Source organism: Streptomyces sp. NPDC019937 (assembly GCF_040631655.1).
Lineage (GTDB): Bacteria > Actinomycetota > Actinomycetes > Streptomycetales > Streptomycetaceae > Streptomyces.
This window is the reverse complement of the sequence record NZ_JBEYAL010000014.1, coordinates 89952-114975: the sequence shown is the minus strand read 5'-3', so window position 1 is coordinate 114975 and position 25024 is coordinate 89952. Positions and strand designations below refer to the sequence as shown.

24 protein-coding genes are annotated in these 25024 nt (G+C 73.5%); 10 read left to right on the top strand and 14 right to left on the bottom strand.

The annotated features are described in order from the left end of the window. Positions 1-17: 17 nt before the first annotated feature. Together mycP and ABZ562_RS16335 are read right to left on the bottom strand one after the other, a co-directional pair. The gene (gene mycP, locus ABZ562_RS16340) at positions 18-1223 is read right to left on the bottom strand and encodes a type VII secretion-associated serine protease mycosin (protein WP_361479133.1); all 1206 of its coding nucleotides are present in this window, start codon (positions 1221-1223) and stop codon (positions 18-20) included. Next, positions 1220-2371 carry a hypothetical protein gene (locus tag ABZ562_RS16335; protein WP_361479130.1) on the bottom strand — a complete coding sequence of 384 codons (1152 nt, stop codon included), beginning with the start codon at positions 2369-2371 and terminating at the stop codon, positions 1220-1222. The genes mycP and ABZ562_RS16335 overlap by 4 nt, the downstream gene beginning before the upstream one ends. A gap of 213 nt (positions 2372-2584) precedes the next feature. On the opposite strand from ABZ562_RS16335, the gene ABZ562_RS16330 reads away from it, so the two are divergent. Continuing rightward, positions 2585-3781: an amino acid deaminase/aldolase gene (locus tag ABZ562_RS16330; RefSeq protein ID WP_361479127.1), complete on the top strand. Its 1197-nt coding sequence runs from the start codon at positions 2585-2587 to the stop codon at positions 3779-3781. 16 nt (positions 3782-3797) lie between these two features. Here ABZ562_RS16330 and ABZ562_RS16325 read toward each other — a convergent pair whose 3' ends face one another. The 4 genes from ABZ562_RS16325 to ABZ562_RS16310 form a co-directional block, all read right to left on the bottom strand. Next, positions 3798-4748 carry a DUF2510 domain-containing protein gene (locus ABZ562_RS16325; protein WP_361479124.1) on the bottom strand — a complete coding sequence of 317 codons (951 nt, stop codon included), beginning with the start codon at positions 4746-4748 and terminating at the stop codon, positions 3798-3800. A 104-nt stretch (positions 4749-4852) separates the two neighbouring features. Then, positions 4853-5647 carry a 3-oxoacyl-ACP reductase gene (locus ABZ562_RS16320; RefSeq protein ID WP_361479121.1) on the bottom strand — a complete coding sequence of 265 codons (795 nt, stop codon included), beginning with the start codon at positions 5645-5647 and terminating at the stop codon, positions 4853-4855. Position 5648: 1 nt separating this feature from the next. After that, positions 5649-7043, bottom strand: a complete 1395-nt coding sequence (locus ABZ562_RS16315; protein ID WP_055557447.1) for an aldehyde dehydrogenase family protein — start codon at positions 7041-7043, stop codon at positions 5649-5651. A gap of 11 nt (positions 7044-7054) precedes the next feature. Further along, positions 7055-8422, bottom strand: a complete 1368-nt coding sequence (locus tag ABZ562_RS16310; protein ID WP_361479117.1) for a glutamine synthetase family protein — start codon at positions 8420-8422, stop codon at positions 7055-7057. A 121-nt stretch (positions 8423-8543) separates the two neighbouring features. Between ABZ562_RS16310 and ABZ562_RS16305 the strand changes: the two genes are divergently transcribed. The 3 genes from ABZ562_RS16305 to ABZ562_RS16295 all read left to right on the top strand — a co-directional run bounded on the left by ABZ562_RS16305 (position 8544) and on the right by ABZ562_RS16295 (position 11569). Continuing rightward, positions 8544-9275 carry an FCD domain-containing protein gene (locus ABZ562_RS16305; protein WP_361479114.1) on the top strand — a complete coding sequence of 244 codons (732 nt, stop codon included), beginning with the start codon at positions 8544-8546 and terminating at the stop codon, positions 9273-9275. A gap of 121 nt (positions 9276-9396) precedes the next feature. Further along, complete coding sequence (eat, locus tag ABZ562_RS16300) at positions 9397-10857, top strand: ethanolamine permease (RefSeq protein WP_361479359.1); 1461 nt, start codon at positions 9397-9399, stop codon at positions 10855-10857. 16 nt (positions 10858-10873) lie between these two features. Next, positions 10874-11569, top strand: a complete 696-nt coding sequence (locus ABZ562_RS16295) for a gamma-glutamyl-gamma-aminobutyrate hydrolase family protein (RefSeq protein ID WP_361479112.1) — start codon at positions 10874-10876, stop codon at positions 11567-11569. 92 nt (positions 11570-11661) lie between these two features. Here ABZ562_RS16295 and ABZ562_RS16290 read toward each other — a convergent pair whose 3' ends face one another. From ABZ562_RS16290 to ABZ562_RS16265, 6 genes are all read right to left on the bottom strand, one after another. Then, positions 11662-12519: a chitosanase gene (locus ABZ562_RS16290; RefSeq protein WP_361479109.1), complete on the bottom strand. Its 858-nt coding sequence runs from the start codon at positions 12517-12519 to the stop codon at positions 11662-11664. Positions 12520-12618: 99 nt separating this feature from the next. Then, positions 12619-13854: an MBL fold metallo-hydrolase gene (locus ABZ562_RS16285; RefSeq protein ID WP_361479107.1), complete on the bottom strand. Its 1236-nt coding sequence runs from the start codon at positions 13852-13854 to the stop codon at positions 12619-12621. A 129-nt stretch (positions 13855-13983) separates the two neighbouring features. After that, the gene (locus tag ABZ562_RS16280; RefSeq protein ID WP_361479104.1) at positions 13984-14856 is read right to left on the bottom strand and encodes a GNAT family N-acetyltransferase; all 873 of its coding nucleotides are present in this window, start codon (positions 14854-14856) and stop codon (positions 13984-13986) included. 59 nt (positions 14857-14915) lie between these two features. Beyond that, on the bottom strand, positions 14916-15824 hold the full coding sequence (locus ABZ562_RS16275; RefSeq protein ID WP_361479102.1) for a glycoside hydrolase family 19 protein: 909 nt from the start codon (positions 15822-15824) through the stop codon (positions 14916-14918). 101 nt (positions 15825-15925) lie between these two features. Next, positions 15926-17026 carry a DUF6745 domain-containing protein gene (locus ABZ562_RS16270; RefSeq protein WP_361479099.1) on the bottom strand — a complete coding sequence of 367 codons (1101 nt, stop codon included), beginning with the start codon at positions 17024-17026 and terminating at the stop codon, positions 15926-15928. Between the two features lie 84 nt (positions 17027-17110). Further along, entirely contained in the window at positions 17111-17437 is a 327-nt protein-coding gene (locus ABZ562_RS16265; RefSeq protein ID WP_361479096.1) for a hypothetical protein, read from the bottom strand. A 204-nt stretch (positions 17438-17641) separates the two neighbouring features. On the opposite strand from ABZ562_RS16265, the gene ABZ562_RS16260 reads away from it, so the two are divergent. The 6 genes from ABZ562_RS16260 (at position 17642) to ABZ562_RS16235 (ending at position 23872) form a co-directional block, all read left to right on the top strand. After that, positions 17642-18604 (top strand): STM4015 family protein, encoded by a 963-nt coding sequence (locus tag ABZ562_RS16260; RefSeq protein WP_361479093.1) that lies wholly within the window; start codon positions 17642-17644, stop codon positions 18602-18604. Between the two features lie 91 nt (positions 18605-18695). Beyond that, complete coding sequence (locus ABZ562_RS16255; RefSeq protein WP_361479356.1) at positions 18696-19631, top strand: STM4015 family protein; 936 nt, start codon at positions 18696-18698, stop codon at positions 19629-19631. Continuing rightward, on the top strand, positions 19612-20769 hold the full coding sequence (locus ABZ562_RS16250) for an STM4014 family protein (protein ID WP_361479090.1): 1158 nt from the start codon (positions 19612-19614) through the stop codon (positions 20767-20769). Before ABZ562_RS16255 ends, ABZ562_RS16250 begins: the two co-directional genes overlap by 20 nt. Positions 20770-20821: 52 nt before the next feature. Continuing rightward, the gene (locus tag ABZ562_RS16245; protein WP_361479353.1) at positions 20822-21625 is read left to right on the top strand and encodes an STM4013/SEN3800 family hydrolase; all 804 of its coding nucleotides are present in this window, start codon (positions 20822-20824) and stop codon (positions 21623-21625) included. Further along, the gene (locus tag ABZ562_RS16240) at positions 21622-22980 is read left to right on the top strand and encodes an STM4012 family radical SAM protein (RefSeq protein WP_361479087.1); all 1359 of its coding nucleotides are present in this window, start codon (positions 21622-21624) and stop codon (positions 22978-22980) included. Before ABZ562_RS16245 ends, ABZ562_RS16240 begins: the two co-directional genes overlap by 4 nt. A 16-nt stretch (positions 22981-22996) precedes the next feature. Next, the gene (locus ABZ562_RS16235) at positions 22997-23872 is read left to right on the top strand and encodes an STM4011 family radical SAM protein (protein WP_361479084.1); all 876 of its coding nucleotides are present in this window, start codon (positions 22997-22999) and stop codon (positions 23870-23872) included. Here the strand turns inward: ABZ562_RS16235 and ABZ562_RS16230 are convergent. Next, the gene (locus ABZ562_RS16230; protein ID WP_361479350.1) at positions 23842-24588 is read right to left on the bottom strand and encodes an SAM-dependent methyltransferase; all 747 of its coding nucleotides are present in this window, start codon (positions 24586-24588) and stop codon (positions 23842-23844) included. The two genes, ABZ562_RS16235 and ABZ562_RS16230, sit on opposite strands and share 31 nt — an antisense overlap. A 184-nt stretch (positions 24589-24772) precedes the next feature. After that, a complete protein-coding gene (locus ABZ562_RS16225) occupies positions 24773-25024 on the bottom strand; it encodes a DUF397 domain-containing protein (protein ID WP_123108060.1) in 252 nt (83 codons plus the stop codon).

The window sequence follows — 25024 nt, the reverse complement described above, 5'->3', positions numbered from 1 at the left end:
GCGGCTCTTCGCGGCGCTCAGCGTGGAGGGCTCAGGCGCCGCAGGGCGCGCGGGGCGCGCAGCGGTCCCGAGCCGCGCCACAGGACGATCGCGGCGGCCACCAGGCCCGCCCCGGCGACGGCGGCGATCAGTGCCGTCTCGTTGACCCCGCCCTCGCCGCCGGAGGCCCGGGTCCGGCCGGGTCCGCTGCCGAAGTAGCGCCGCGGCGACGCCGCGGCGGCGGGCTGCTGGGGCTCGGGTTTCATCGTCGCCGCCGCCTTGAGGGCGGCCGCCGCGTCCACCACGCCCGCGCCCAGCTCATCGCTGTGGCCGCCGGACGGGCGGTTCCGGGCGGTCCGCTCCAGCGCCTGCCGGACCTGGCGCGGGCTCAGGTCGGGGTGGGCGGAGCGGACGAGGGCGGCGGCGCCGGAGACGAAGGCGGCGGCCGCGCTGGTGCCCCAGCCCTCGTAGTAGCGCTTGTCGGGGTCGGCTATGACCACGTCGACGCCGGGCGCGGAGAGGCCGGCGTACCAGCGGCGGGTGGAGAAGGCGGCGCGGTTGCCGTAGCGGTCGACGGCGGTCACCGCGATCACGCCGGGGTAGGCGGCCGGGTAGGAGACGCGGTCGCCCTTGTCGCCTCCGTTGCCCGCGGAGGCGACCACGACGGCGCCCTTGCCCAGCGCGTACTGCACGGCGGCGTCCTCGGCGGGTTCGGGGTGGGCGGAGGCGCTGTCGTCGCCCAGGGACAGGTTGATCACGTCGGCGCCGTGGTCGGCGGCCCAGCGGATGCCCTGGGCGAGCGCGCCGCCCCGGGAGCCGCGCGCCTTGGCGCGCTTGGGGTCGCCGTCCTCCAGGATCACCCGCACCGGCAGGATCTTGGCCTTGGGCGCGACGCCGAGCACGCCGTCGCCGCCATCGGCGCCATGTCCGCTGCCCGCGATGATGCCCGCCATCGCGGTGCCGTGCCGGGCCCAGGGGCGGTCGCCGCGCCGGGCGCCGAAGCCGATGAGGTCCTTGCCGGGCAGCACCTGCCCCGCGAGGTCGGGGTGCCGGTCGTCGACGCCGGTGTCCAGGACGGCGACGGTCGTCCCCGCGCCCTTGGTGGTCTGCCAGGCCTGGCGGGTGTGGACGGCGTCGAGCGCCCACTCCTGGGCCTGGATGCCGTCGGCCTGCGCGGGGGCTACGGGCACCAGGGTCAGCCCGGCGGCGGCGAGGCCCACGGCGATGCGCCGCGCGGTCTTCATGAGGCGCTTCCCCGCTTCTCCGGCTCGTCCGGCGCCGCCGGGGCCTTGGACAGGGCGCGGCGGAAGGCGTCCTCGGTCGCGTCGGCGATGCCGCGGGCGTCGTTGCCGAGGCCGGACTGGGCGGGGGCGGTGGTCGCGCCGCGCCGGGTGGCCTCGTACGCCGACTGCGGGTCGGTGACCTCGCGGCCGTCGGCGAAGCCGGAGACGGCGTAGATGACGGCGGGGGCGTCGGTCAGGATCCGGATGCGCCAGCTCGCGCGCTGGTCGTCGCCGAAGCGGGCGGCGGCGGTGCCCTTCGCGGCGTACGGACGGGGCATCAGATCGGCGCGTTCGTCCAGCTTGTCCTCGGTGAAGCGCTGCCGCAGGGCCTTCATCCCGGCGGGGTCGGCCGAGGTGATCAGCAGGCCGACGGTGGTCACGCTGGTGCTGGTGGCGTCGGTGTAGGTGGCGCGCAGCAGCCGTTCGCAGCCCACCGGGGAGAGCGCCTTGGCGAGCAGCGGATCGAAGCCGCCGCCGCAACTGCTGTCGGGGGCGACCGCGATCCGGGTCCAGAGCCGGTCGGCGCCGCCGGGTCCGTCGCCCTCGCCGCGCAGGGTGCGGGGGAAGAGGTCGTCCGCCGGGACGCTGTGCCAGGCGGCGCGCGCCGTGGCGTAGGTGTCGGCGGCCGAGGCCGTCGCGCCGCGGCCGTCGCCCAGCCAGCTGCCGGCCGCCGCGCCGCCGAGCAGTCCGACGCCGAGGACGAGGGAGACGGCGGCGGCCACGGTACGGCCGCGCGCGCGGTGGTGGCCGGTTCCGGCGCTCGGCGGGGCGGCCGGGCGCGGCGGGGCGCCGGGGTGCGGCGGTACGCGCGGACCGTCGGCGGTGAAGGCGCCGCGGCCGGTGTGCCGTACGCCGCGGAAGGCGCCCCGGGGGAAGGGGACTTTCGCCGGGACGCCGAGCACGGGGGTCTCCGGGTCGGGGACGAAGCCGGGCGGGCCGAACCCCGGCGGGCCGAACCCCGGCGGGCCGAAACCGGGCGGGGCGCTGGGCGGGGTGACGGTGCGCGGAGGGGGCGCGGACCGGGGCGTGGGCGCGGTGCGCGGGGGGTGCGCAGGGCGAGGTGGGGGCGTACGACGAGAAGAGTGCGCCTGTTCCGCGTCCGCGCTCACCGGCACCCCCTCACGCCCATCGAGACCTGGTCCACGTCGCTCCGTCCGGCTCGCCGCGCCGCCCCACCGCCTTTCGGGCAGGCGGCCCGAATACGGACATCACGCCGCTGACCTGCCGGTCGTGGCGTGCGCGACACTCTACGGGGCCCCGGGCACCCTCCGCACCGGCCGCCCTCTACCCAGCGGTAATGGCGTTCTGGCAAGCTTCACGACATGTCCCCTTCCGCCGCTGACCGGGCCCGTTACGACCGGGCCACCGCCCATCTCGAGGCACCCATGGCGATTGTCGACCTGAGGGCCTTCGACGACAACGCACGCGATCTGGTACGCCGGGCGGGAGGCAAGCCGATCCGGGTGGCCAGCAAGTCGGTGCGGTGCCGGGCGCTGCTGGAACGGGCCCTGGCGCGGGACGGCTTCGCGGGCATCATGAGCTTCACCCTCTCCGAGTCCCTGTGGCTGGCCCGCGAGGGCTTCGAGGACGTCCTGCTCGCCTACCCGTCCACCGACCGGGACGGCTACGCCACCCTGACCGGCGACCCCAAGCTCGCCGCCGCCGTGACCGTCATGGTGGACGACATCGGCCAGCTCGACCTGATCGACAGTGTGCGCGCCGGGACCGAAGAGGTCCGGGTCTGCCTGGAGCTGGACACCTCGCTGCGGATGCTGGGCGGCCGGATCCGTGTCGGCGCCCTGCGCTCCCCGCTGCGCACCCCCGAGCAGCTGGCCGGGCTGGCGCGGGCGATCGAGCGCCGCCCCGGCTTCCGGGTGGTCGGGCTCATGGGCTACGAGGGCCATGTCGCGGGGGTGGGGGACGCGGTGACCGGCCGTCCGCTGCGCTCCCGCGCCATCCGGCTGATGCAGAGCACGGCGCGCCGGGAGCTGGCGGCCCGCCGGGCGGCGGCGGTCCGGGCGGTCCGGGCGGTGGCGGACCTCGAATTCGTCAACGGCGGCGGCACGGGCAGCGTGCAGCACACCGCCGCCGAGGACGCGGTGACCGAGATCGCCGCCGGGTCCGGGCTCTACCAGCCGCGGCTGTTCGACAACTACACGTCCTTCCGCGGCCGCCCGGCCGCCCTCTTCGCCCAGCCGGTGGTGCGCCGGCCGGGCGTGGGCGTGGTGACCGTACTGGGCGGCGGCTATCCGGCGTCCGGGGCGGCGGGCCGGGACCGGCTGCCGGTGCCGTATCTGCCGGAGGGGCTGCGTTACGACCCGCAGGAGGGCCCGGGCGAGGTGCAGACCCCGCTGCTGGGCACGGCCGCCGACGATCTGCTGATCGGCGACCAGGTGTGGTTCCGGCACGCCAAGGCCGGTGAGCTGTGCGAGCGGTTCGCGACGCTCCATCTGGTCGAGGACGACCGGGTGGTGGACTCGGTGCCGACGTACCGGGGCGAGGGCCACACCTTCCTGTAGCGGGGTGCGGGCGGTCCTATATGGACCGTCCGTCGCCCGCCAGGGCCTCGATGCCGTCCACGATCTTGTCCATGTCGCCGAGCGGCGGCGCCTTGTCGCTCACGTCGAAGCCGAAGCGCACCAGGACCATGGTGCCGGGGACGGTGGGCGACGGGAAGGCGAGGGACTGGACGTATCCGTCGTCGCCCTTCTTCGTCATCACCTTCCAGCGCACCAGGTAGCCCTTCTCCCCCGCGACGTCGACCGCCTCCTCCTTGATCCGCTTATGCGACTCGATCCCGCCGTACGCCTTGCGGTCGGTGTCCTCGTCCGTGCCGTAGGACTCCTCGGCGTTCTTGGCTATGTCCTCCTCGGCGATGCCCTTGGCGGTGTCCGCCTTGAAGCCGCTGGCGGTCCCGGAGAAGGCGCCGCCGCGCACGCAGTCGGTGGAGGGGTCCCCCGGGCACGGGTAGCGCGAGGTGGTCACGCCCGCGCCGCCGGAGCTGCTGCGGCCCGCCTGCCAGCCCGTCAGCACGGGCAGGCTGATGCCGCTCGCGGTGTCCGGGGCGATGCTCGGATCGTCGGTGGGCGGCGCGCTGGGGCCGTCGGTGGGCAGGCCGGACGGGCCGTCCGAGGGGGCGTCGCCGCCGCCTCCGGGCGGGGCGGGGGCGGTGGGCAGCGGATTCGCCCGATCGCCGTCACCGCTGTCCCCGCTGTCGCCCAGCAGCACGATGCCGCCGATGATCGCGGCGACCACGGCCCCCACCGACAGCGCGAGCACCGCGACCCGGGGACCGCGGCCGATCCCCCGCCCGCCGTCCGCGCCGGGCGGATAGCCGGGCGCGGGCGGCGGGCCGAAGGGCGAGTCCGCGGGGGCGGTGGCGTCGCGCGTGTACTCGGTCCAGGTGGACCCGTCCCACCACCGATGCAGGGCGGGGCCGTGACCTGTGTAGCCGGGATCGGGATACCAGCCCGGGGGCGTGTTCATGCTCACGCCGTCACCTTATGGCCACGGGTCGGCTCCGCGCACCGGGGTCGCGCGGACTGCGCGCCCGGCGACAACCAGGCCCGCGACGAGCCCGGTGGACCGGTCTACAGCGGGGTGACGTACGCCCCCGCGATGCCGCCGTCCACCAGGAACTCGGCCGCGTTGACGAACGACGAGTCGTCGCTGGCCAGGAAGGCGACCGCGGACGCGATCTCCTCCGGCTCGGCGAACCGCCCGACCGGTACGTGCACCAGCCGCCGCGCCGCCCGCTCCGGGTCCTTGGCGAACAGCTCCTTCAGCAGCGGGGTGTTGACCGGCCCCGGGCACAGCGCGTTGACCCGGATGCCCTCGCGCGCGAACTGCACGCCCAGCTCGCGCGACATCGCCAGCACCCCGCCCTTGGACGCGGTGTAGCTGATCTGCGAGGTCGCGGCGCCCATGACGGCCACGAACGACGCCGTGTTGATGATGGAGCCCCGGCCCTGCCGCCGCATGTAGGGCAGCGCGGCCTTGCAGCACAGATAGACGGAGGTGAGGTTGACCTCCTGGACCCGCTTCCAGGCGTCCAGACCGGTGGTGAGGATCGAGTCGTCGTCGGGCGGCGAGATGCCCGCGTTGTTGAACGCCACGTCGACCGAGCCGTAGGTGTCGTACGCGGTCTTGAACAGCGCCTCGACCTGCTCGGGGTCGGTGACGTCCACCTGGACGCAGAGCCCGCCGACCTCGTCGGCGGCGGCCTTGCCCGCGGACTCGTCGATGTCGGCGCACACCACGCGCGCCCCCTCGGAGGCGAAGCGGCGTGCGGTGGCCAGGCCGATGCCGCTGCCCGCTCCGGTGATGACGGCGGTACGGCCCACCAGGCGGCGGCACACGGGGGTCTCGGTCACGGTCTCGCTCACGTCACTGCTCCTCGGTGCTGATGAACACGTTCTTGGTCTCGGTGAAGGCGGTCAGGGCGTCGGGGCCCAGCTCCCGGCCGAGGCCGGACTGCTTGTAGCCGCCGAACGGGGTCGCGTAGCGCACGCTGCTGTGCGAGTTGACGGACAGGTTCCCGGCGGCGACGGCGCGCGAGACGCGCACCGCGCGGCCCACGTCGCGGGTCCAGATCGAGCCGGACAGGCCGTAGTCGGTCGCGTTCGCGAGCCGCACGGCGTCGGCCTCGTCGTCGAAGGGGAGGACGACGGCCACCGGCCCGAAGATCTCCTCCACGGCCGCGCGGTCGCCGGGCGCGGTGGCCTCCAGGACGGTCGCCGGGTACCAGAAGCCCTTGCCGCCGGGGGCCTCGCCGCGGATCGCGGCGGGCGCGTCCTCGGGGACGTAGGACCGTACGCGCTCCCGTTGCGCGGCCGAGATCAGCGGGCCCATGGCGGTGGCGGGGTCGGCCGGGTCGCCGGCGGTGAAGCCCTTCACGGCGGGCTCCAGCAGCTCCATGAACCGGTCGTACACGCCGCGCTGGACCAGGATCCGGCTGCGGGCGCAGCAGTCCTGGCCGGTGTTGTCCAGGAACGAGCCGGGCGCGGCGCTCGCCGCCGCCTCGAGGTCGGCGTCGGCGAAGACGATGTTGGGGCTCTTGCCGCCGAGTTCGAGCGTCACGCGCTTCACGCCCGCCGCGCACTTGGCCATGATCTCCTTGCCGACGGCCGTCGACCCGGTGAAGACGACCTTGGCGACGTCCCGGTGCTCGACCAGCGCGGCCCCGGCCACCGGACCGGCGCCGGGCAGCACCTGGAACAGCCCCTCGGGCAGCCCGGCGGCGAGGGCGAGTTCGGCGAGCCGGAGGGCGGTGAGCGGGGTGGTCTCGGCGGGCTTGAGGAGGACGGCGTTGCCCGCGGCGAGGGCGGGCGCGGTACCCCAGCCCGCGATCGGCATGGGGAAGTTCCACGGCGCGATGACGGCGACCACGCCGAGCGGTTCGTGGAAGGTGATGTTCAGGCCGCCGGCGACCGGGATCTGGGCGCCGCTCAGCCGCTCCACTCCCCCGGCCGCGTACTCCAGCAGATCGCGGACGTTGCCCGCCTCCCAGCGGGCGTTGCCGATGGGGTGGCCCGCCTCGCGGACCTCCAGCGCGGCCAGTTCCTCGATGTGGTCGTCCACGGTGGCGGCGAAGCGGCGCAGCAGCCGGGCCCGGTCGGCGGGGGCGAGGGCGGCCCAGCCGCGCTGGGCGGCGGTGGCGCGGGCCACGGCGGCGTCCACGTCGGCGGGCGTGGCGGCCGGGACGGTGGCGATGACCTCCTCGGTCGCCGGGTTGAGGATGTGGTGCTCGGTGGGGTGCTCGTGGGGGTGTTCGGTGCTCACTCGGTGGTTCCTCACATGCGCTCGAAGGACCGGAAGCGTTCCCAGTCGGTGACGGCGGTGTCGTACGCCTCCTGCTCGACGCGGGCCATGTTGAGGTAGTGCTCGACCACCTCGTCGCCGAACGCGGCCCGCGCTATGGGGCTGGCCTGCCACAGCTCGGCGGCGTCGCGCAGCGAGGTCGGCACGTGCTCGGCGTCGCCGGTGTAGGCGTTGCCGGTACAGACCTCGGGCAGCTCCAGCTCCCGCTCGACCCCGTACAGCCCGGCGGCCACCATTCCGGCGACGGCGAGGTACGGGTTGACGTCGCCGCCGGGGAGCCGGTTCTCCAGCCGGTGCGCCTGGCCGTGGCCGATGACGCGCAGCGCGCAGGTGCGGTTGTCCGGGCCCCAGGCGACGGCGGTGGGCGCGAAGGAACCGGGCCGGAAGCGCTTGTAGGAGTTGATGTTGGGGGCGTAGAGGAGGGTGAAGTCGCGCATCGCGGCGATCTGCCCGGCCAGGAAGTGGCGCATGGTCTTCGACATGCCGTACGGGCCGTCGTCGTCCGCGAGCACGGGCTGTCCGGCCTCGTCGCGCAGCGAGAGGTGGATGTGGCAGGAGTTGCCCTCGCGCTCGTCGTACTTGGCCATGAAGGTGAGCGCCGTGCCCTCCTGGGCGGCGATCTCCTTGGCGCCGGTCTTGTAGATGACGTGCTGGTCGCAGGTGGTCAGCGCGTCGTCGTAGCGGAAGGCGATCTCGTGCTGGCCGAGGTTGCACTCGCCCTTGGCCGACTCCACGGTCATCCCGGCGGCGCCCATCTCGTTGCGGATGCGGCGCAGCAGGGGCTCGACGCGGCCGGTGCCGAGGATGGAGTAGTCGACGTTGTACTGGTTGGCCGGGGTCAGGCCGCGGTAGCCGCTGTCCCACGCCTGCTCGTAGGTGTTCCGGAAGACCATGAACTCCAGCTCGGTCCCGGCGTACGCGGTCCAGCCGCGCTCCGCGAGCCGGTCGAGCTGGCGGCGCAGGATCTGCCGCGGGGAGGCGGCCACGGGCGAGCCGTCGTGCCACGCGAGGTCCGCGGTGAGCATCGCGGTGCCCGGGTTCCAGGGGGTGCGGCGCAGGGTGCGGGTGTCGCCGTGGAGGGCGAAGTCGCCGTAGCCGCGCTCCCAGGAGGACATGGCGTAACCGCCGACGGTGTTCATGTCGGCGTCGACGGCGAGGAGGTAGTTGCAGCCCTCGGTGCCGTGCTCCAGGGCATCGTCGAGGAAGAAGCGGGCGGCGAACCGCTTGCCCTGCAGTCTGCCCTGCATATCGGTGAAGGCCAGGACGACGGTGTCGATCTCCCCGGCGGCGACGAGCCTGGTCAGCTCGTCGACCGAGAGCGGGGGCGTGCGGTCTGCCACGGTGGTGCCTCCTGGCTTCCGGACTTCCGGAATTTCGGGCTTTCGGACGGGTGTGGGGGCGCGGAGTGGCCTTAAGGTAATACCCCAGACCATTGATTGGGAAGGAGGTGCGGACGGTTCCATGAGCGGCAGTGAGAGCGGTGACCAGCTGGCGCCGGTGCTGCGCCCGGTGCGCGCCGGAAACGGCTTCGAGGAGGCGCTGGAGCAGATACTCCAGGTCGTACGGCTGGGGCTGGTCCCCGACGGCGACCGCCTCCCGGCCGAGCGCGAGCTGGCGGAGCGGCTGCGGATCAGCCGGGTGACCCTGCGCGAGGTGCTGAAGGTCCTCCAGGACCAGGGGGTCGTGGAGAGCCGCCGCGGCCGCTACGGCGGCACCTTCGTACGGGCCCGGCCGGAGCCCGCCGCGGGCGACGAGGACGAGCTGCGGCGGCGGATCGGGGCGGTGGACGTCGAGGACACGCTGCGCTTCCGGGAGGTCCTGGAGGTCGGCGCGGCCGGGCTGTGCGCGGCGCACGGCCTGGACGGCGGCCGGGCCGCGCGGCTGCGCGCCGCCCTCGACGCGACGCGGGACGCCCCGCCGGCCGACTACCGGCGCCTGGACACGATGCTGCATCTGACCCTGGCCGAGCTGGCGGGCTCCCCCTCGCTGGCCGCCCAGTACGCGGCCGTCCGCGCCACCGTCAACGACCTGCTGGACTGCATCCCGCTGCTGGTACGGAACCTGGAGCACTCCCAGGCGCAGCACGCGGCGCTGGTCGAGGCGGTGCTCGACGGGGACGCGGACGGGGCGCGCGAGGTGATGCGGGAGCACTGCGAGGGCACGGCGGCACTGCTGCGCGGATTCCTGCCGTAGCCCCGTTTTTACGCGGAGGGTCTTGCGCGGAACCTCCCCCTACGGCAAAGGTATGCCCCCACACCAATCCCCTCCCCACCGCCGTCCCCCTCGCGCGAAGCCAGGAGTGCCCATGGCTGACATGGCCGATGGAACCGAGACCGCCCACACCTCCCCCGACCCCGGCGCACCCGGCGATCCGGGCTATCTGGAGCGGCGCACCCTGCGGCGCGGCAGCGCGGGTCCGCTGCTGCTGACCGGCCTCGGCGTCGCCTATGTGGTCTCCGGCGACTTCTCCGGCTGGAACTTCGGCCTCGCGGAGGGCGGCTTCGGTGGCCTGGCCATCGCCGCCGTGCTCATGGGGCTGATGTACACCTGCATGGTCTTCGCCCTCGCCGAACTGGCCGCGATCCTCCCCACCGCGGGCGGCGGCTACGGCTTCGCGCGGCGCGCCCTCGGCCCCTGGGGCGGGTTCCTCACCGGCACCGCGATCCTCATCGAGTACGTCCTCGCGCCCGCCGCCATCTCCATCTTCATCGGCGACTACGTCGAATCGCTCGGCCTCTTCGGCCTGGAGTCCGGCTGGCCGGTCTATCTCGCCTGCTTCGTGATCTTCATCGGGATCCATCTGTGGGGCGTGGGCGAGGCCCTGCGGTTCAGCCTCATCGTGACCGCCATCGCCGTCACCGCGCTGCTGATCTTCGCGGTCGCCGCCTTCACCGACTTCGACTCGGGCTCGCTGAACGACATCGCGGTCGACCACTCGGCCTTCGGCGCCAACTCCTGGCTGCCGTTCGGTGTGCTGGGCATCTGGGCGGCGTTCCCCTTCGGCATGTGGTTCTTCCTGGGTGTGGAGGGCGTCCCGCTCGCGGCCGAGGAGACCCGTGAGCCGGCCCGCACCCTGCCCAGGGCCATGGCCTGTTCGATGGGCATCCTGCTGCTCCTGGCCCTGCTCACCTTCCTCGCCGCCACCGGCGCCCGCGGCCCGGACGCCGTGCGGGACGCCGGCAACCCGCTGGTCGAGGCGCTGCAGCCGGACGGTGAGGCCACGGCGCTGTCCCGCGTCGTCAACTACGCGGGACTCGCCGGTCTCGTCGCCTCCTTCTTCTCCCTGATCTTCGCCGGTTCGCGGCAGCTGTTCGCCCTCTCCCGGGCCGGGTACCTCCCCCGCTTCCTCTCCCTGACCAGCCGCCGCAAGGCCCCCTACCTGGGCCTCCTCGTCCCCGGCGCCATCGGTTTCGGCCTCGCCGCCTGGTCGGGCGACGGCGCCCGGATGCTGAACGTCGCGGTCTTCGGCGCCACCATCTCGTACGCCCTGATGTCGCTCTCCCACATCGTCCTGCGCCGCCGGGAGCCGGGGCTCGACCGCCCCTACCGCACCCCAGGCGGCATCGTGACCTCGTCCACCGCCTTCGTCCTGGCCTGCTCGGCGCTGGTGGCCACCTTCCTGGTGGACAAGGACGCCGCCTTCATCGCCCTCGGCGTCTACGCCGTGGCGCTCGCCTACTTCGCCTTCTACAGCCGCCACCGGCTGGTCGCGTCGGCGCCGGAGGAGGAGTTCGCGGCGCTCGCGGAGGCCGAGGCGGAACTGTCCCGCGACTGAGAGATTGGACCTGTCCGTGCCCCCTCTGCCTCTGATCGGCATCAGCACCTACCTCGAAGCCACGGCACACTGGGGCGTCTGGAACCTCCCCGCCGCCCTGCTCCCGGCCGGGTACCACCGCCTCGTCCAGCGCGCCGGGGGCCTGGCCGCGATGCTGCCCCCGGACGCCGCCCCGGAATCGGCGGCGGCCGTCGTCTCCCGCCTCGACGGCCTGGTGATCTCCGGCGGCCCGGACGTGGAGCCGATCCGCTACGGCGCCCCCGTCGATCCGCGTACGGGCCCGCCCGCCCGGGAGCGCGACGCCTGGGAACTGGCCCTGATCGAGGCCGCGTTGTCCTCGGGTGTCCCCCTGCTGGGCATCTGCCGCGGCATGCAGCTGCTGAACGTCGCCCTGGGCGGCACCCTCGTCCAGCACCTGGACGGCCACGCGGGCGCGCCGGGCGTCTTCGACTGGCACGAGGTGAAGCCGGTCCCGGGCACGCTGCTGGGCACGGTGCTCCCGGAGCCCGTGTCCGTGCCGACCTTCCACCACCAGGCGGTGGACCGCCTGGCCGACGACCTGGTCCCCGGCGCCTACGCGTCCGAGGACGGGACGGTGGAGGCGGTGGAGATGCCGTCCGCGGAGGGCTTCGTGCTGGGCGTGCAGTGGCACCCGGAGGCGGGCGACGACCTGCGGGTCATGCGAGCGCTGGTCGCGGCGGCTCAGGGCTGACCTCCGGCCCGAGGTGCGCGAACGCCTCGTCCCGGACGCGGTGCGTCGCGTCCGGGACGAGGTGGGCGAGGAAGGGGCACCGACAGCGGCGGTCAGGAGTTGATCTCGAAGGACTCGCCGTAGACCTTCCACTTCAGCGGCGGGTTCAGGTCGAAGTTCTTCGCGTTGAGGAAGACGCGCTGCGCGGTGTCGACCCGGCTGGTGTCGCTGTGCGCCTCCTCGCTCTGCATGGCCTTCTTGCGGGCGTCGAGGAAGGCGTTCAGATACGTGGTCTGGTTGCCGCCCTGCGCCGGGGTCTTGGCCTTGGACATGGCCGTCTTGCGGATGCCGCCGAAGCTGTACTTGCTGTCGCCGGGGCCGTGCATGACGATCGCGTCGTAGTAGATGAACTGGCCGAGCGCGCCGAGGCCGTCGTCCTTGCCCTGCTTGACGGACGGGTTGAAGTAGACGCGGTCGCGCTCGTGCTCCTGTGCGTCCTGGAACGCCTTGTCGGCGGCGGCCTTCTTCCAGTCCTTGGTGAAGTTGGGGTCCAGGCCGCTGTGGGAGTCGCTGCCGTTGACCTTGCGCAGGGCGGGGAGGTACTTGGCGAGGACGTTGTCCGGCTTCTGGTCGGTGTAGTACTCGACGAGTTCCAGCATGTCGCCGGTGCCGGAGCAGAAGCCGATGATGCCCGCGGTGTAGCCACGGCCGTCGCCTATGTCCTCGATGTACTTGAACTGGCCGCGCCAGTCCAGGGAGGAGTTCTCGGCGCTGGAGACCAGCTTCATGGCGATCTCCTTCTTGGCCGGATCGTCCAGGTTGGCCGCCGCGCCCGCCCGGTGAGCCGGGGACTGTACGGGGGTGGCGGCCGGGGGCGTGGCCGCCTGGCCCACGCCGACTCCGACGCCGGTGAACACGAGCGCGGCGGGTAACGCCACGGCCGCCGCCGTGAGGCCGATCCTTCTGGACATGGGGGACTCCATTCGCTTGAGCCGTCCGTTAGGAAGCTTTCCTAACCATTCAAGCGAGCGCGCCACACCGCCCACAAGGCTTTCGACTCAACTCGCGTGCTACGGCTGCGGAATGGGCACCGCCGCGTCGGTCCCGTCGGCCGCGTCGGTCCCGTCGGCCGCACCGGCCGTGCCGACCGTGCCCCCGGGCCCGGCAGCGGTCTCGACGGCCGGCGGTGCGGCGCCCGGCGCCGCCACCGCCCGCCACCACGTCTCCAGCGGCAGCCCGCGGCCCGGCTCGAAGGGCTGCCCCGGGCGCGGCACGGCCACGCTCGCTCCCGCCGCCCGGGCCGCGGTGACGGTGCCCTCGGCGGGCTCCTCCCACGGGTGCGGCGCCAGATTGAAGGTGCCCCAGTGGATCGGCAGCATGATCCCCTGGGTGGGCTCGCCGCCCTGGAGGTCGAGGTGGGCGCGCATGCCCTCCTCGGGGGTCATGTGGATGTCCGGCCAGAACTCGCTGTACGCGCCGATCTGGATCATGGTCGCGTCGAACGGTCCGTACGACTTCCCGATCTCGGCGAAGCCGGAGAAGTACCCGGTGTCCCCGCTGTGGTAGACCCGGTGCTCGGGCCCGGCCACCACCCAGGAGGCCCACAGGGTGTGCTGGGTGTTGCGCAGCGCGCGGCCGCAGAAGTGGCGGGCGGGGGTGGCGGTGAGCAGCAGCCCGGCCACCTCGGTGGACTCGTGCCAGTCCAGCTCCGTCACCCGGTCCGCCGGTACGCCCCAGTGCTCCAGGTGCGCGCCGACCCCGAGCGGTACGACGAACTGGGTGCCGGTGCGCACCAGCGCGCGGATCGTGGGCATGTCCAGGTGGTCGTAGTGGTCGTGGGAGATGACCACCGCGTCCACCGGCCCCAGCTCCCGCAGCGGCACCGGGACCGGGTGCAGCCGCTTGGGCCCGACGGACGCGAAGGGGGAACAGCGCTGACCCCACACCGGGTCGAACAGCACCCGCCCCCCGTCGATCTCGGCGAGCACGCTGGAGTGGCCCATCCACGTCAGCCGCAGTCCGGAGGCGGGCGGGGTGGCCAGGTCGGCGAGGGTGGTGGGGTACACCGGCACGGTCCCGGCCGGGGCCCGGCGTATCCGGTTCTCCTTGCGGAAGTACGTGGGCAGGAACTTCAGCATGGCCCCGGAGGGGGCGGAGCTGCCGCCACCGGGGTTGGTGAACACACCGTTCGCGAAGTTCGGGGACCGCCGGATGCGCTCCATCCGCTCCCCTGCCGGGTCCGCGCCGAAGGCGGCGGGGCGCAGGGCTGTGGCGAGCCGGGCACGCCGAGGACTGGAACCGGTCACGGCACCTCCTGGGTGAAGGGGAGCGACGGGGCACCCCATGGCCTGTGCAGTTGTGCTGCTGCACTGTCACAACTCTCGCGACCGGCGACCTTGTTCCGGAAGGGGGCTCCGGATCTGCTCGGGCCGTTCTCAGGGGGCGAACGTCAGCCGCAGGTGATCCTCGACCGGGCGGTAGCCGATCCGCTGGTACAGGGCGTTGCTGGTGGGGTTGGCGAGGTCGGCGAAGAGCAGCACCCGCTCGGCTCCCGCGGTACGCGCGGCCCGGCTCAGGGCGGCCGTGACCGCGCCCGCGTACCCCTGTCCGCGCAAGCGGGGCGGGGTGTAGACGAGCGAGACGCGGACGGTGGCCGCGACCGTGCGGCTCACCGCGGCGGTGGCCACCGGCTCGCCGTCCACCTCCCACAGCGTGGCGCCGCGGTGGCTGAGCCGGTCGTCCACCGCGCGGGCGACCTCGTCCCCGGGCAGCGCCCCGGTGTCGCGGCCGAACGCCTCGTACCAGCGCAGCAGCAGATCGCGGTCGGCGGTGGTGGCCGCCCGGGCCCGCCCCCGTAGTACGGGCCCGGACGGGGTCAGGGTGGCGAGCCGGTACAGCCGCTGGACATGGTCCACCCCGCGGGTCTCCCCGGTGTGCCGCTCCCAGGCGTCGGCGAAGGCCTCGGCGACCGGGCGCGCGCCGTTCACCCCGGTGACCCGCGGCCGGTCCGCCCCGGTGAGCCGGTCCGCGCCGGCGAGGGTGCGGGCCAGCGCGCCCGCCGCCTCCGCCGGCATGGCGGAGAGCAGCGGCGGATGGGGCGGGGTGCGGAGGTACGCGCCCTCGATCGCGCCCGAGGGCGCCCGCCACCAGCCGTAGAGCGGCGGCTGGTCGCCGTAGCGGCCGCTGCCCGCCGCCGCCAGCGAGGAGACGACGGTGAGGAGCACGGTGTGCCGGACCGGGCGGGCGCGCAGGAACGCGCCCGCGGCGGCCCGGAACGCATCGAGGTCGTACGTCGTCGTCCACGCCATGCGTTCCAGGCTGGCGCGCGCGGCCCGCCCGGCGCATCTCATTTATGCGGAGAGGGTTCTCAGCAGCTCAGGTTCGAGCCGGGGGTGGTGCCGAGTATCTGGACGAACCGCTGGTACGCGTCGATCCGGCTCTGCACCTGGCCCGGGTTGCCGCCGTTGCACTCCAGGCTGCCGTTGATGCTGCGGATGGTCTCGCCGAAGCCGCGCTGGTTGACCATGGCGTTGTGCGGGGTCATGGTGCCCGGGCCGGTCTGGGTGTTCCAGTACCACAGGGCGGTCTTCCAGGACACCGCGGAGTCGTTCTGCACCAGCCAGGGGTTGTTCAGCAGGTCGATGCCGAGCGCGTCGCCCGCGGCCTTGTAGTTGAAGTTCCAGCTGAGCTGGATCGGTCCGCGGCCGTAGTACGCCGCCTGGCCCGCGGGGCAGCCGTAGGGCCGGTTCCAGTCGCAGTAGTGCGGGTAGTTCGCCGTGTTCTGCTCGACGATGTGGACCAGACCGCCGGTCTCATGGCTGACGTTGGCGAGGAAGGCGGCGGCCTCCTGCCTCTTCACGGTGTCGCTGCCGGTGTTCGCGAAGCCGGGGTAGGCGCTCAGGGCGGCGGTCAGGCCCTGGTAGCTGTAGAAGCCGTTCCGGTTCGGGAACATCTGGTTGAACTGCGCCTCGCTGACGACGAAGCCGGAGGTTCCGCCTCCGCCGCAGTCGTACGGATCCCAGTACCAGGTGCTGATCACCGGGTCGTAGCCGGGATTGTCGTGCTCGGCCCGGTAGTACCTGCCGTCGGTGTACCGGACGATGTCACCGGTCGCGTACCACTTGCCCGCGACCCAGTCCGGGTAGCTGCAGGCGGCGCGCGGGGCCGTGTCCGCCGTGCCCGCCTCGGCCGATGCGGAAGCCATGGGCATGCCAATCAGTAAGGCGCACGCCGCCGCCAGCGCGGCGAACCAGGCCATGGCGCGTCTTCTCCACATGGGACCACCCCAATCCTCGTGTTGTCGGAGGACACTCAATCGGCTTGGTCTATACCAGTCAAGGTCCAGACCAAGCCGATGTGGGGTGTGCGCGTCCGGAATCAGGTCTCGCGCTCCGGCACATAGGTCGCGGCGTCCAGGCCGAAGGTCCAGGCCACGCCCTCACGGGCGGTCCGGGTGCGGGGCGGTACGCGCAGCCAGTACGTGCGGTGCGCACCGTCCGGCTCGGGCGTGGAGTTGACCACCTCGACCATCACCACCGGCTCGTCGTCGGCGAGGTCGATGCGCCACAGCACACCCGACTCGTCCCGGTGCACGGGCCGCGCCCCGGACTCGTCGAGATAGCGGTCGTAGCCGAAATGCTCCAGCATCACCCGGCGCAGCTCCGCGTTCTCCTCGGCGCGGATCCGGTCCGGGGTCAGCTCGCCCAGCCGGTCGAGGAAGTCCGGGGGCACCGGCATGCCGCGCCAGGCGTACAGCGCGAAGCCGTCGGGGAAGGCGAGCGCGGGGCCGTCACCGCGGTCGAGGCGGCCGGCCTCGTCGCGGTGCAGCTCGACCGGGCGCTCCGCGATCACCACGGCCTTCTCGTACGGCCACCACCAGCCCGCGGCGCGGGCGACCGCGGCCGCTCCGGCGAGCCCGTCGTCCGGCCCCTCGGCGACGGAGGCCAGCCAGGGCGCGTCGTGCTGCCCCAGCACCGCGTCCAGCAGGGCGAGCCGGACGGCCGTCTCCTGATCCGCCCGCTCCGTGGCCGCCTCTTCCGTCAGGGTCTCGATGACCCCGGTGCGGATGCGCTCGGTCAGCGCCCGGGTGACGTCCCACAGCGGCGCCCCCGTCAGCGCCCAGCGCTCGGCCCACCCGGACGGCCCCAGCGCGGTGTGCGCCCGCTGCCGGGCGCGCGCCCAGGGACGGGTGCGCACCGCTTCGCGCACCGAGGAGCCCGCGGCGCCCACCACCGGCTCGACCCCGGCGGCCGCCAGCGCGTCGGCGGCCCGCTCGGCGACCTCGCCCGGCAGCCCCTCCGCCCGCCCGGTGAGCAGCAGCGCGGCCGCCGTGCCCGCGAGCGGCGAGCCGGTCCACACGATCCGCTCCGGTGGCTCCAGCCCCGCCGCCTCGTACGCCAGCCGGATGCCCGCCCCGGCCGCCTCGCGGTCCGCGGGGCCGGTCGCCGCGGCCACCGCGCGCCAGCGTTCCGTGGTCATGGGGGTCGTCTCCATGGCGCCTGTGGTCATGCTCGTCGTCTCCGCTGCCGTAGCCGTCGTCATCCGTCCTCGTCCCCCGCGCTCTCAGTCCGCCACGACGCGCACGGCGCCCGGCACGTACTCCCGCTGGCGCACCACCCGGTACCACCCCTTGGGCAGCGGTATCGCCGCGTGCTCCTCGTGCACCACCCGTCCGCCGTCGGGGAGATGGAGGTACGAGGCGCCGAACGGCCCCGACTCGCGCACCAGCGTGCCCGGTCCGACCACCGCGTGCGCGTGCCCGGTCACCTCGCCGAGGGCCAGCACCAGCCGCCCCCGCCCGTCCCGGGGCTGCCGCGGCAGCGCCTCGGTGCCCGGCGGCAGCGACTCCCGCGCCACCGGCACGATCAGCACGTCCCCCTGTCGGTACATGCGCTCCCCTTCCCCGCCGCCCTCAATGCGGCCACAGCCCGTCATCGGCCCACCGGATCACCCGGCGGCCGTCGATGGTCCCGACGTTACGCAGGGGGTCCGACAACGGCCCCTGAAGCGACTGTCGGTGGGACTTGGTACAACTCTTCGCACGCCGTTCGAAGACCGGCACGTCCGCTCGAAGCCATTGGGAGAACCCGCGCGATGACCTACCCCGCACACCTGACCGAACTGCACGGACTCCCGGTGTACGACTTCCCGCTGCCCGACGAGGAGGACCCGCGGCCGCCCGAGGCGGACTCGGTGGCCTGGCGCATCTCCTACGACCCCTACTCCGATGAGTCGGGCGAGATGTTCGAAGGCCGCTTCGAGCGCTTTCTGACCACGGTCGACGCCTCCCGGGTGCGGGCGCTGATCATCGGTCAGTGGGGCGAGACGTACGACGACAACGCCGGGATGATCGTCGATCTGCTGGTGGCCGCCAAGGACCGGCTGGCCTCCCTCGAAGCGGTCTTCATCGGCGATCTGGAGGCGGAGGAGGCCGAGATCTCCTGGATCGAGCAGGCCGATGTGACACCGGTTCTGGACGCCTACCCCGGGCTGCGGGAGCTGAGCGCCCGTGGCAACGCGAGCCTGCGGTTCCCCGCCACCAAGCACCAGAACCTGCGCAGGCTCCGCTTCGAGACCGGCGGGCTGCCCGGCGAGGTGGCGCGCGGAGTCGCCGAAAGCGACCTGCCCGCCCTCGAACACCTGGAGATGTGGTTCGGCGTCGAGGAGTACGGAGGCACTGCCGCTGTCGGCGACCTCGCGCCGCTGCTGTCCGGTGGCCGCTTCCCCGCGCTGCGCCATCTCGGCCTGCAGAACAGCGAGATCCAGGACGAGATCGCCGCCGCCGTCGCCTCCGCACCGGTCGTCGCCCAGCTGACCTCCCTCGATCTGTCCATGGGCGTGCTCACCGACGAGGGCGCGGCGGCGCTGCTCGACGGTCAGCCGCTCACCCACCTCGAGCGGCTCGACCTGGACCACAACTACTTCTCGGAGCCGATGGAGCGGCGGCTGCGCGAGGCCCTGGAGCCGTCCGGGGTGGCGCTCACGATGTCCGAGAAGGGCCACGAGCGCCAGTGGGAGGACGGCGACGTGCAGCGCTACACAGCCGTCGCCGAGTGATGACCGCCGCGCATCCGAAGACACCGGACATCAGGACCCATGTGAGGAGCACGCGGCCGTGATCGAGGACTATCTGGAATCCTTCGCCGGTCTGCCCGTCGCCGAGTACACCGGCCGGGACACCGGAACAGACGCCGCCGATCTGCCGCCCGCCGATGCCGTCGCCTGGCGGATCGGCGCCTGGGACGACCGCCCCTTCGCCGAACTGTGGGCGGAGTTCCTGGACACCGTGGCGGCCGACCGCGTCCGCGCGGTGGTCATCGGCAACTGGTGGGGCAGCGGCCACTACTCCGAGGTGCGTCCGGTGCTCGACGCCCTGGTCGCGTCCGCGGACCGGCTGCCCGCGCTGCGCGGGCTGTTCCTCGCCGATGTGATGCCCGAGGAGTGCGAGCTGTCCTGGCTGCGGATGGACGACGTCACGCCCGTCCTGGAGGCGTACCCGCTGCTGGAGGAGTTCGCGGTGCGCGGCTGCGGCTCGGGAGGTCTCGCCTTCCGGCCGGTGCGCCACGAGCGGCTGCGGGTGCTGCGGTTCGAGTCCGGCGGGCTGCCGGGCGAGACCGTCCGCGCGGTGGGCGCCAGCGAGCTGCCCCGGCTGGAGCACCTCGCGCTGTGGCTGGGGGTGGAGGAGTACGGCGGCGATGCCACGGTCGCCGATCTCGCGCCCATCCTCTCCGGCGCCCGCTTCCCCGCGCTGACCCATCTCGGTCTGCAGGACAGCGAGATCCAGGACGAGATCGCCGCCGCCGTCGCCTCCGCGCCGGTCGTCGCCCAGCTGACCTCGCTCGCCCTGTCCTTGGGCACGCTCGGCGACGCGGGCGCCGAGGCCCTCCTCACCGGCCAGCCGCTGACCCATCTGCGGACGCTGGACCTGCACCACCACTATCTGTCCGACGCGATGACGCGCCGGGTGTGCGAGGCGCTGGAGCCGTCCGGGGTCGAGGTGGACGTCTCGGAGCAGGAGGAGCCGGACTGGGACGAGGGCGACGACAGTGAGGAGGAATACCGCTATGTCGCCGTCTCCGAATAGTCCATACGGCCCGGGCGGCCCGCGGCTCGCGGTGGTCGGCAACCCCGGCCACCGCCGGGTGGAGCTGTTCACCGACGCCGCCCTGGCCGCCGGGCTGGCCGCGCCCCGGCTGCTGGCCTGGCGCGATGTGCTGTGCGCTGGCGCGGAGTTCGAGCCGGGCGAGACCGTGCGGATCGAGTCGCCCGGTGAGGACCACGAGGTGGACGAGCTGCTGCGGGGCGCCGGGGACCCGGCCCGGGTCGAGGGCACCGCCCGCTGGTACGCGCGGTTCACCGAGGCCGTACGGGGCGTCGCGAAGGCCGCGCGCACGGCGGGCGCGACCCTGCTGGACGACCCCGGCGAGCTGGCCGTCCAGTTCGACAAGCGGCTGTGCCACGGGGTGCTGGACGCGGCCGGTGTCCCCGTGCCGTATTCGCCGACCTCCGGCCCGCAGGCACCGGGGGTGCGCGGCTGGGACGATGTGCGGGCGGCGCTCGGCGAGAGCGGGATGCACCGTGCGTTCGTCAAGCTCGCGCACGGCTCGTCCGCCTCCGGGGTGCTCGCCGTCGAGTACGCGGGCCCCGGCCGTATCCGCGCCACCACCTCGGTGGAGCGCGCCGAGGACGGCTCGCTCTTCAACTCGCTGCGGGTGCGGCGGTATGACACGGAGCGGGAGATCGGCTCGATCGTGGACACCCTGGCCCCGGACGGGCTGCACATCGAGCGCTGGGTGCCCAAGGCGTCGCAGGCCAAGCGCGCCGCCGATCTGCGGGTGGTGGTGATCGGCGGCCGGGCGACTCACGCGGTCGTGCGGACCAGCCGCTCCCCCATGACCAATCTCCACCTCGGGGGCGTGCGCGGCGATCTGGCCGCCGCCCGGGCGGCCGCGGAGGCGGCCGGGGTGGCGTGGACCACGGTGCTGGGCACGGCGGAGCGGGCGGCGGCCGGCTTCCCGGGCACCCTGTGCGTCGGGGTGGACCTGCTGCCCGGCACCGGGTGGCGGCGGTTCGTGGTCGGCGAGGTCAACGCGTTCGGCGATCTGCTGCCCCGGCTGACCGGGCTGCCCGGCAGCGGCGCCGAGGGCCAGGACACCTACGCGGCGCAGGTCGCCGCCGTGATCCGCGCGCACGAGGAGGCCCGGCACGATGCCCTTCACTGAGCCCACGCTGCCCGAACAGGCGCTGCCCGAACAGGCGCTGGCCGAACCGGACATGAACGCGATCGTGGGCAGCCATGATCTGCTGCTGGTCACCCTCGACACCCTGCGCTACGACGTCGCCGCCGAACTCGCCGCCGCCGGCCGCATCCCTCATCTGACCGCCCGGATGCCCGGCGGAGCCTGGGAGGAGCGGCACGCGCCCGGCAGCTTCACCTACGCCTCCCACCAGGCCATGTTCGCCGGCTTTCTGCCCACCCCGGCCCGGCCGGGCCCGCACCGGCGGCTGTTCGCGGCACGCTTCGCGGGCAGCGAGACCACGGCCGAGGGCACGTACGTCTACGACACCCCGGATCTGGTGACCGGGCTCGCGGCGGCCGGGTACCACACGGTGTGCATCGGCGGCGTCGGGTTCTTCACCAAGCGGAGCCCGATGGGCTCGGTGCTGCCCGGCTACTTCCAGGAGAGCCACTGGGAACCGGAGTTCGGCGTCCCCTCCCCCACTTCCTTCGAGGCGCAGATCGCGTGCGCCGAGCAGGTGATCGGGGGCCTCGCCCCGGACCGGCGGCTGTTCCTGTTCGTCAACGTGTCCGCGCTGCACCAGCCCAACTGGTTCCACCTGCCGGGCGCGACCCGCGACAGCGGTGACTCGCGCGCCTCCCACGCCGCCGCGCTGGAGTACGTCGACCGCCACATCGGCCGCCTCTTCACCGCGATGGGCGGCCGCGGCCCCGGCTTCGCGATCGTCTGCTCCGACCACGGCACGGCGTACGGCGACGACGGCTACACGGGCCACCGGCTCGGCCATGAATCCGTCTGGACCGTGCCGTACACCCACTTCTTCCTTGGGACCCGATGAACACCGCGCTCACCCCCGCCACCAGTGCCCCGGCCGTCCGCCCGTACCAGTCGTACGTCTACGCCTATCCGCACAAGACCGCGTACCACGCGCTGACGGACCGGCCCGCGCTGCGCGCGCTGTGGGCGGACGAGCCGAAGGACGCGCTGTCCCTGTATCTGCACATCCCGTTCTGCGAGGTGCGCTGCGGCTTCTGCAATCTCTTCACCCGGATCGGCGCCCCGGACGGCCTCACCTCGGCCTATCTGGACGCGCTGGAGCGGCAGGCGGACGCGGTGTCCGAGGCGATCGGGGACGGTGCCCGGTTCGCCGCCGCGGCCTTCGGCGGCGGCACCCCGACGTTCCTGGAGGCGGCCGAGCTGGAGCGGCTGTGCGACATCGCCGAGCAGCGGATGGGCGCGGACCTGGCCGCCGTGCCGCTCTCCGTCGAGGCGTCCCCGGCCACCGCCACCGCCGACCGGCTCGCCGTGCTCGCCGCGCGCGGTACGACCCGGCTGAGCCTGGGCGTGCAGAGCTTCGTGGACGCGGAGGCGCGTTCGGCGGTCCGGCCGCAGCGCCGGGCCGATGTCGAGGCCGCGCTGGCCCGGATCCGGGAGGCGGGCATCCCCGTCCTCAACATCGACCTGATCTACGGCATCGACGGCCAGACCGGGCACAGTTGGCTGCGCTCCCTGGACGCGGCCCTCGCCTGGCGCCCCGAGGAGCTGTATCTCTACCCCCTCTACGTCCGCCCGCTGACCGGCCTCGGCCGCAAGGGAGCGGCGGAGAGCGAGGCGGAGTGGGACGCGCGGCGGCTGCGGCTGTACCGGCTGGGCCGCGACCATCTGCTCGGACGCGGCTATGAGCAGATCTCGATGCGCATGTTCCGCCGCGCGGACGCGCCCGCGACCGGCGGCGAGGACCACGCCTGCCAGACGGACGGCATGATCGGCCTGGGCTGCGGCGCCCGCTCCTACACCTCCGGGCTGCACTACTCCTTCGACTACGCGGTCGACATGCGGGAGATACGCGGCATCATCGACGACTACGTGTCCCGTCCCACGGCCGACTTCGCCCGCGCCGAGCACGGCCGGGCGATCACCGGCGACGAGGCCCGCCGCCGCCATCTGCTGCAGTCCGTCCTGCAGGCCGAGGGCCTGGACGTGGCCGCGTACCGGGCGCGGTTCGCCACCGATCCGGCCGGCGACTTCCCCGAGGAGCTGGCCCGGTTCGCCGCGCGCGGCTGGCTGGATCCGGCCGCGGGCCCCGGGCGGCTGAGGCTGTCGGCGGAGGGCCTGGCGCACTCCGACGCGCTCGGCCCCGAGCTGTTCTCCCCCGCCGTGCGCGCCGCGATGGCCGCGTACGAGGCGAAGTGAGCGCGGGGGCGGCGCCGTGGACCTGACGATCCTGTACCGGGGCCCGCTGGCCTCGTGCGACTACGACTGTCCGTACTGCCCGTTCGCCAAGCGGCGCGACAGCCGGGAGGCGCTGCGCGCCGACCGGGCCGCGCTGGAGCGCTTCACGGCATGGGCCCGGGAGCAGTCGGGCGACCGGCTGTCGGTGCTGTTCACGCCGTGGGGCGAGGGGCTGACGCGCTCCTGGTACCGCCGCGCGCTCACCGAGCTGAGCCGTCTGCCGCACATCGAGCGGGTGGCGATCCAGACCAATCTCAGCTGCCGCACCGACTGGACGGCCGAGGCCGACCGCGACACGCTCGCGCTGTGGTGCACGTACCACCCGGGCCAGACGCCGTACGACCGGTTCCTGGCCAAGTGCGGGGAGCTGGCCGCGCGCGGGGTGCGCCACAGCGTGGGCATCGTCGGTCTGCCCGGCCATCTGGACCAGGCCCGCAGGCTGCGCGCCGAGCTGCCCGAGCAGGTCTATCTGTGGGTGAACGCGGCGGAGGGCCACATCTACACGGACGCCGAGGCCGCCGACTGGACGGCGGTCGATCCGCTCTTCGGCTACAGCCGCCATCCGCACCGAAGCGCCGGTCTGCCGTGCCGGACCGGCGCCTCGGTGATCTCGGTGGACGGTGACGGCACGGTGCGCCGCTGCCACTTCGTCGCCACGGAGCTGGGCAATCTCTACGACGGTTCGTACCGCGCGGCGCTGCGGCCCCGGGCCTGTCCGCTGGCCGTGTGCGACTGCCACATCGGCTACGTCCATCTGGAGTCGCTGCCGCTGTACGACGTGTTCGCGGGCGGGGTCCTGGAGCGGATCCCCGCCGCGCGCGTTCAGGAGGTCTTGCGGCCCACCCCGCCGTAGACGCCGACGGACGCGAGCGCCCCGGCGTCGGGCGTGGGTCCGTCCGGCCGCCACAGCGGCGCCCGCACCAGCCCCGGTTCGAGCATCGTGAACCCGTCGAAGAACGGGACGATCTCGGCGTGGCCGCGCAGTCTCAGCGCGGCGGTGGACTTCCGGTACACCTCGTCGGCCACCTGGTCGGGGCCGTGGAAGTCCAGGGTGCCGTGGCTGATGACCAGATGGCTGCCGGGGACCATCGGTTCGGTCAGGGTGGCGATGATCCCGGCCGGGTCCTCCGCGTCCGACACGAAGTGGAGGACCGCGACCAGCAGCAGCGCCACGGGTTCGGCGAAGTCGATGTGGTCGCGCACCGCCGGATGGGCCAGGATGTCGGCGGGTCCGCGCGCGTCGGCCAGCGCGAAGTGGGTGCCGGGGGTGCTGGTCAGTTTGGCGTCGGCGTGCGCGGCGACGATCGGGTCGTTGTCGATGTACACGACCCGGGTCTCCGGGGCGATCTCCCGGGCCACCTCATGGGTGTTGGGCGAGGTCGGGATGCCCGTACCGAGGTCGATGATCTGCCGTACGCCGCTTGCCACCACCGTGCGGACGGCGCGCAGCAGGAACTCGCGGTTGGCGCGGGCGCTGTCGAGGATGTTCGGGGACTGCCCGATGATGTGCTCGGCGGCCTCGCGGTCGATCTCGTAGTTGTCCTTTCCTCCCAGGTAGTAGTCGTACATCCGGGCCGGATGCGGTTTGCTGGTGTCGATGTCCTGGCCGGATATCCGGGCGCCGGGTATGCGCGAGGCGGATAATCGCCGGCCGGCTAATCGCTGATCCACTGATCTCTGGTCGGCTGATCTCTGGTCGGTCACACCATTTCCCCTTGTCGATCCCCCTCGTTGCCCTTCGGTCGCACGGGCGTCACAGGAGCAGGAAGTCGGCCTCGCCCGCCTTCGCCCCCTGGATGAAGCGCTTCATCTCCAGGTGCGTGTAGATCAGGGCCGGGCCGTCCGGGTCGGTCGACTGGCGCAGCGCCACCCGGCCGTCCTTCAGCCTCATCGCCTCGACGCAGCTTCCCCCATTGCCACCGCTCCACGGCTTGTGCCAGCCCTCGGAACCGAGGTCCCTGGCCGGCATGCCGCTGTAGACGCGGCTCCCGCATATGCGATCCAT

What these genes read in the sequence shown, in the direction of transcription:
- ABZ562_RS16230 (WP_361479350.1), bottom strand. Translation starts at nt 24,588, where the DNA reads ATGTACGACTACTACCTGGGAGGAAAGGACAACTACGAGATCGACCGC.
- ABZ562_RS16325 (WP_361479124.1), bottom strand. Translation starts at nt 4,748, where the DNA reads ATGAACACGCCCCCGGGCTGGTATCCCGATCCCGGCTACACAGGTCAC.
- ABZ562_RS16275 (WP_361479102.1), bottom strand. Translation starts at nt 15,824, where the DNA reads ATGTGGAGAAGACGCGCCATGGCCTGGTTCGCCGCGCTGGCGGCGGCG.
- ABZ562_RS16250 (WP_361479090.1), top strand. Translation starts at nt 19,612, where the DNA reads ATGTCGCCGTCTCCGAATAGTCCATACGGCCCGGGCGGCCCGCGGCTC.
- ABZ562_RS16260 (WP_361479093.1), top strand. Translation starts at nt 17,642, where the DNA reads ATGACCTACCCCGCACACCTGACCGAACTGCACGGACTCCCGGTGTAC.
- ABZ562_RS16225 (WP_123108060.1), bottom strand. Translation starts at nt 25,024, where the DNA reads ATGGATCGCATATGCGGGAGCCGCGTCTACAGCGGCATGCCGGCCAGG.
- mycP (WP_361479133.1), bottom strand. Translation starts at nt 1,223, where the DNA reads ATGAAGACCGCGCGGCGCATCGCCGTGGGCCTCGCCGCCGCCGGGCTG.
- ABZ562_RS16330 (WP_361479127.1), top strand. Translation starts at nt 2,585, where the DNA reads ATGTCCCCTTCCGCCGCTGACCGGGCCCGTTACGACCGGGCCACCGCC.
- ABZ562_RS16240 (WP_361479087.1), top strand. Translation starts at nt 21,622, where the DNA reads ATGAACACCGCGCTCACCCCCGCCACCAGTGCCCCGGCCGTCCGCCCG.
- eat (WP_361479359.1), top strand. Translation starts at nt 9,397, where the DNA reads ATGGCCGATGGAACCGAGACCGCCCACACCTCCCCCGACCCCGGCGCA.
- ABZ562_RS16270 (WP_361479099.1), bottom strand. Translation starts at nt 17,026, where the DNA reads ATGACCACGGAACGCTGGCGCGCGGTGGCCGCGGCGACCGGCCCCGCG.
- ABZ562_RS16245 (WP_361479353.1), top strand. Translation starts at nt 20,822, where the DNA reads ATGAACGCGATCGTGGGCAGCCATGATCTGCTGCTGGTCACCCTCGAC.
- ABZ562_RS16290 (WP_361479109.1), bottom strand. Translation starts at nt 12,519, where the DNA reads ATGTCCAGAAGGATCGGCCTCACGGCGGCGGCCGTGGCGTTACCCGCC.
- ABZ562_RS16305 (WP_361479114.1), top strand. Translation starts at nt 8,544, where the DNA reads ATGAGCGGCAGTGAGAGCGGTGACCAGCTGGCGCCGGTGCTGCGCCCG.
- ABZ562_RS16265 (WP_361479096.1), bottom strand. Translation starts at nt 17,437, where the DNA reads ATGTACCGACAGGGGGACGTGCTGATCGTGCCGGTGGCGCGGGAGTCG.
- ABZ562_RS16280 (WP_361479104.1), bottom strand. Translation starts at nt 14,856, where the DNA reads ATGGCGTGGACGACGACGTACGACCTCGATGCGTTCCGGGCCGCCGCG.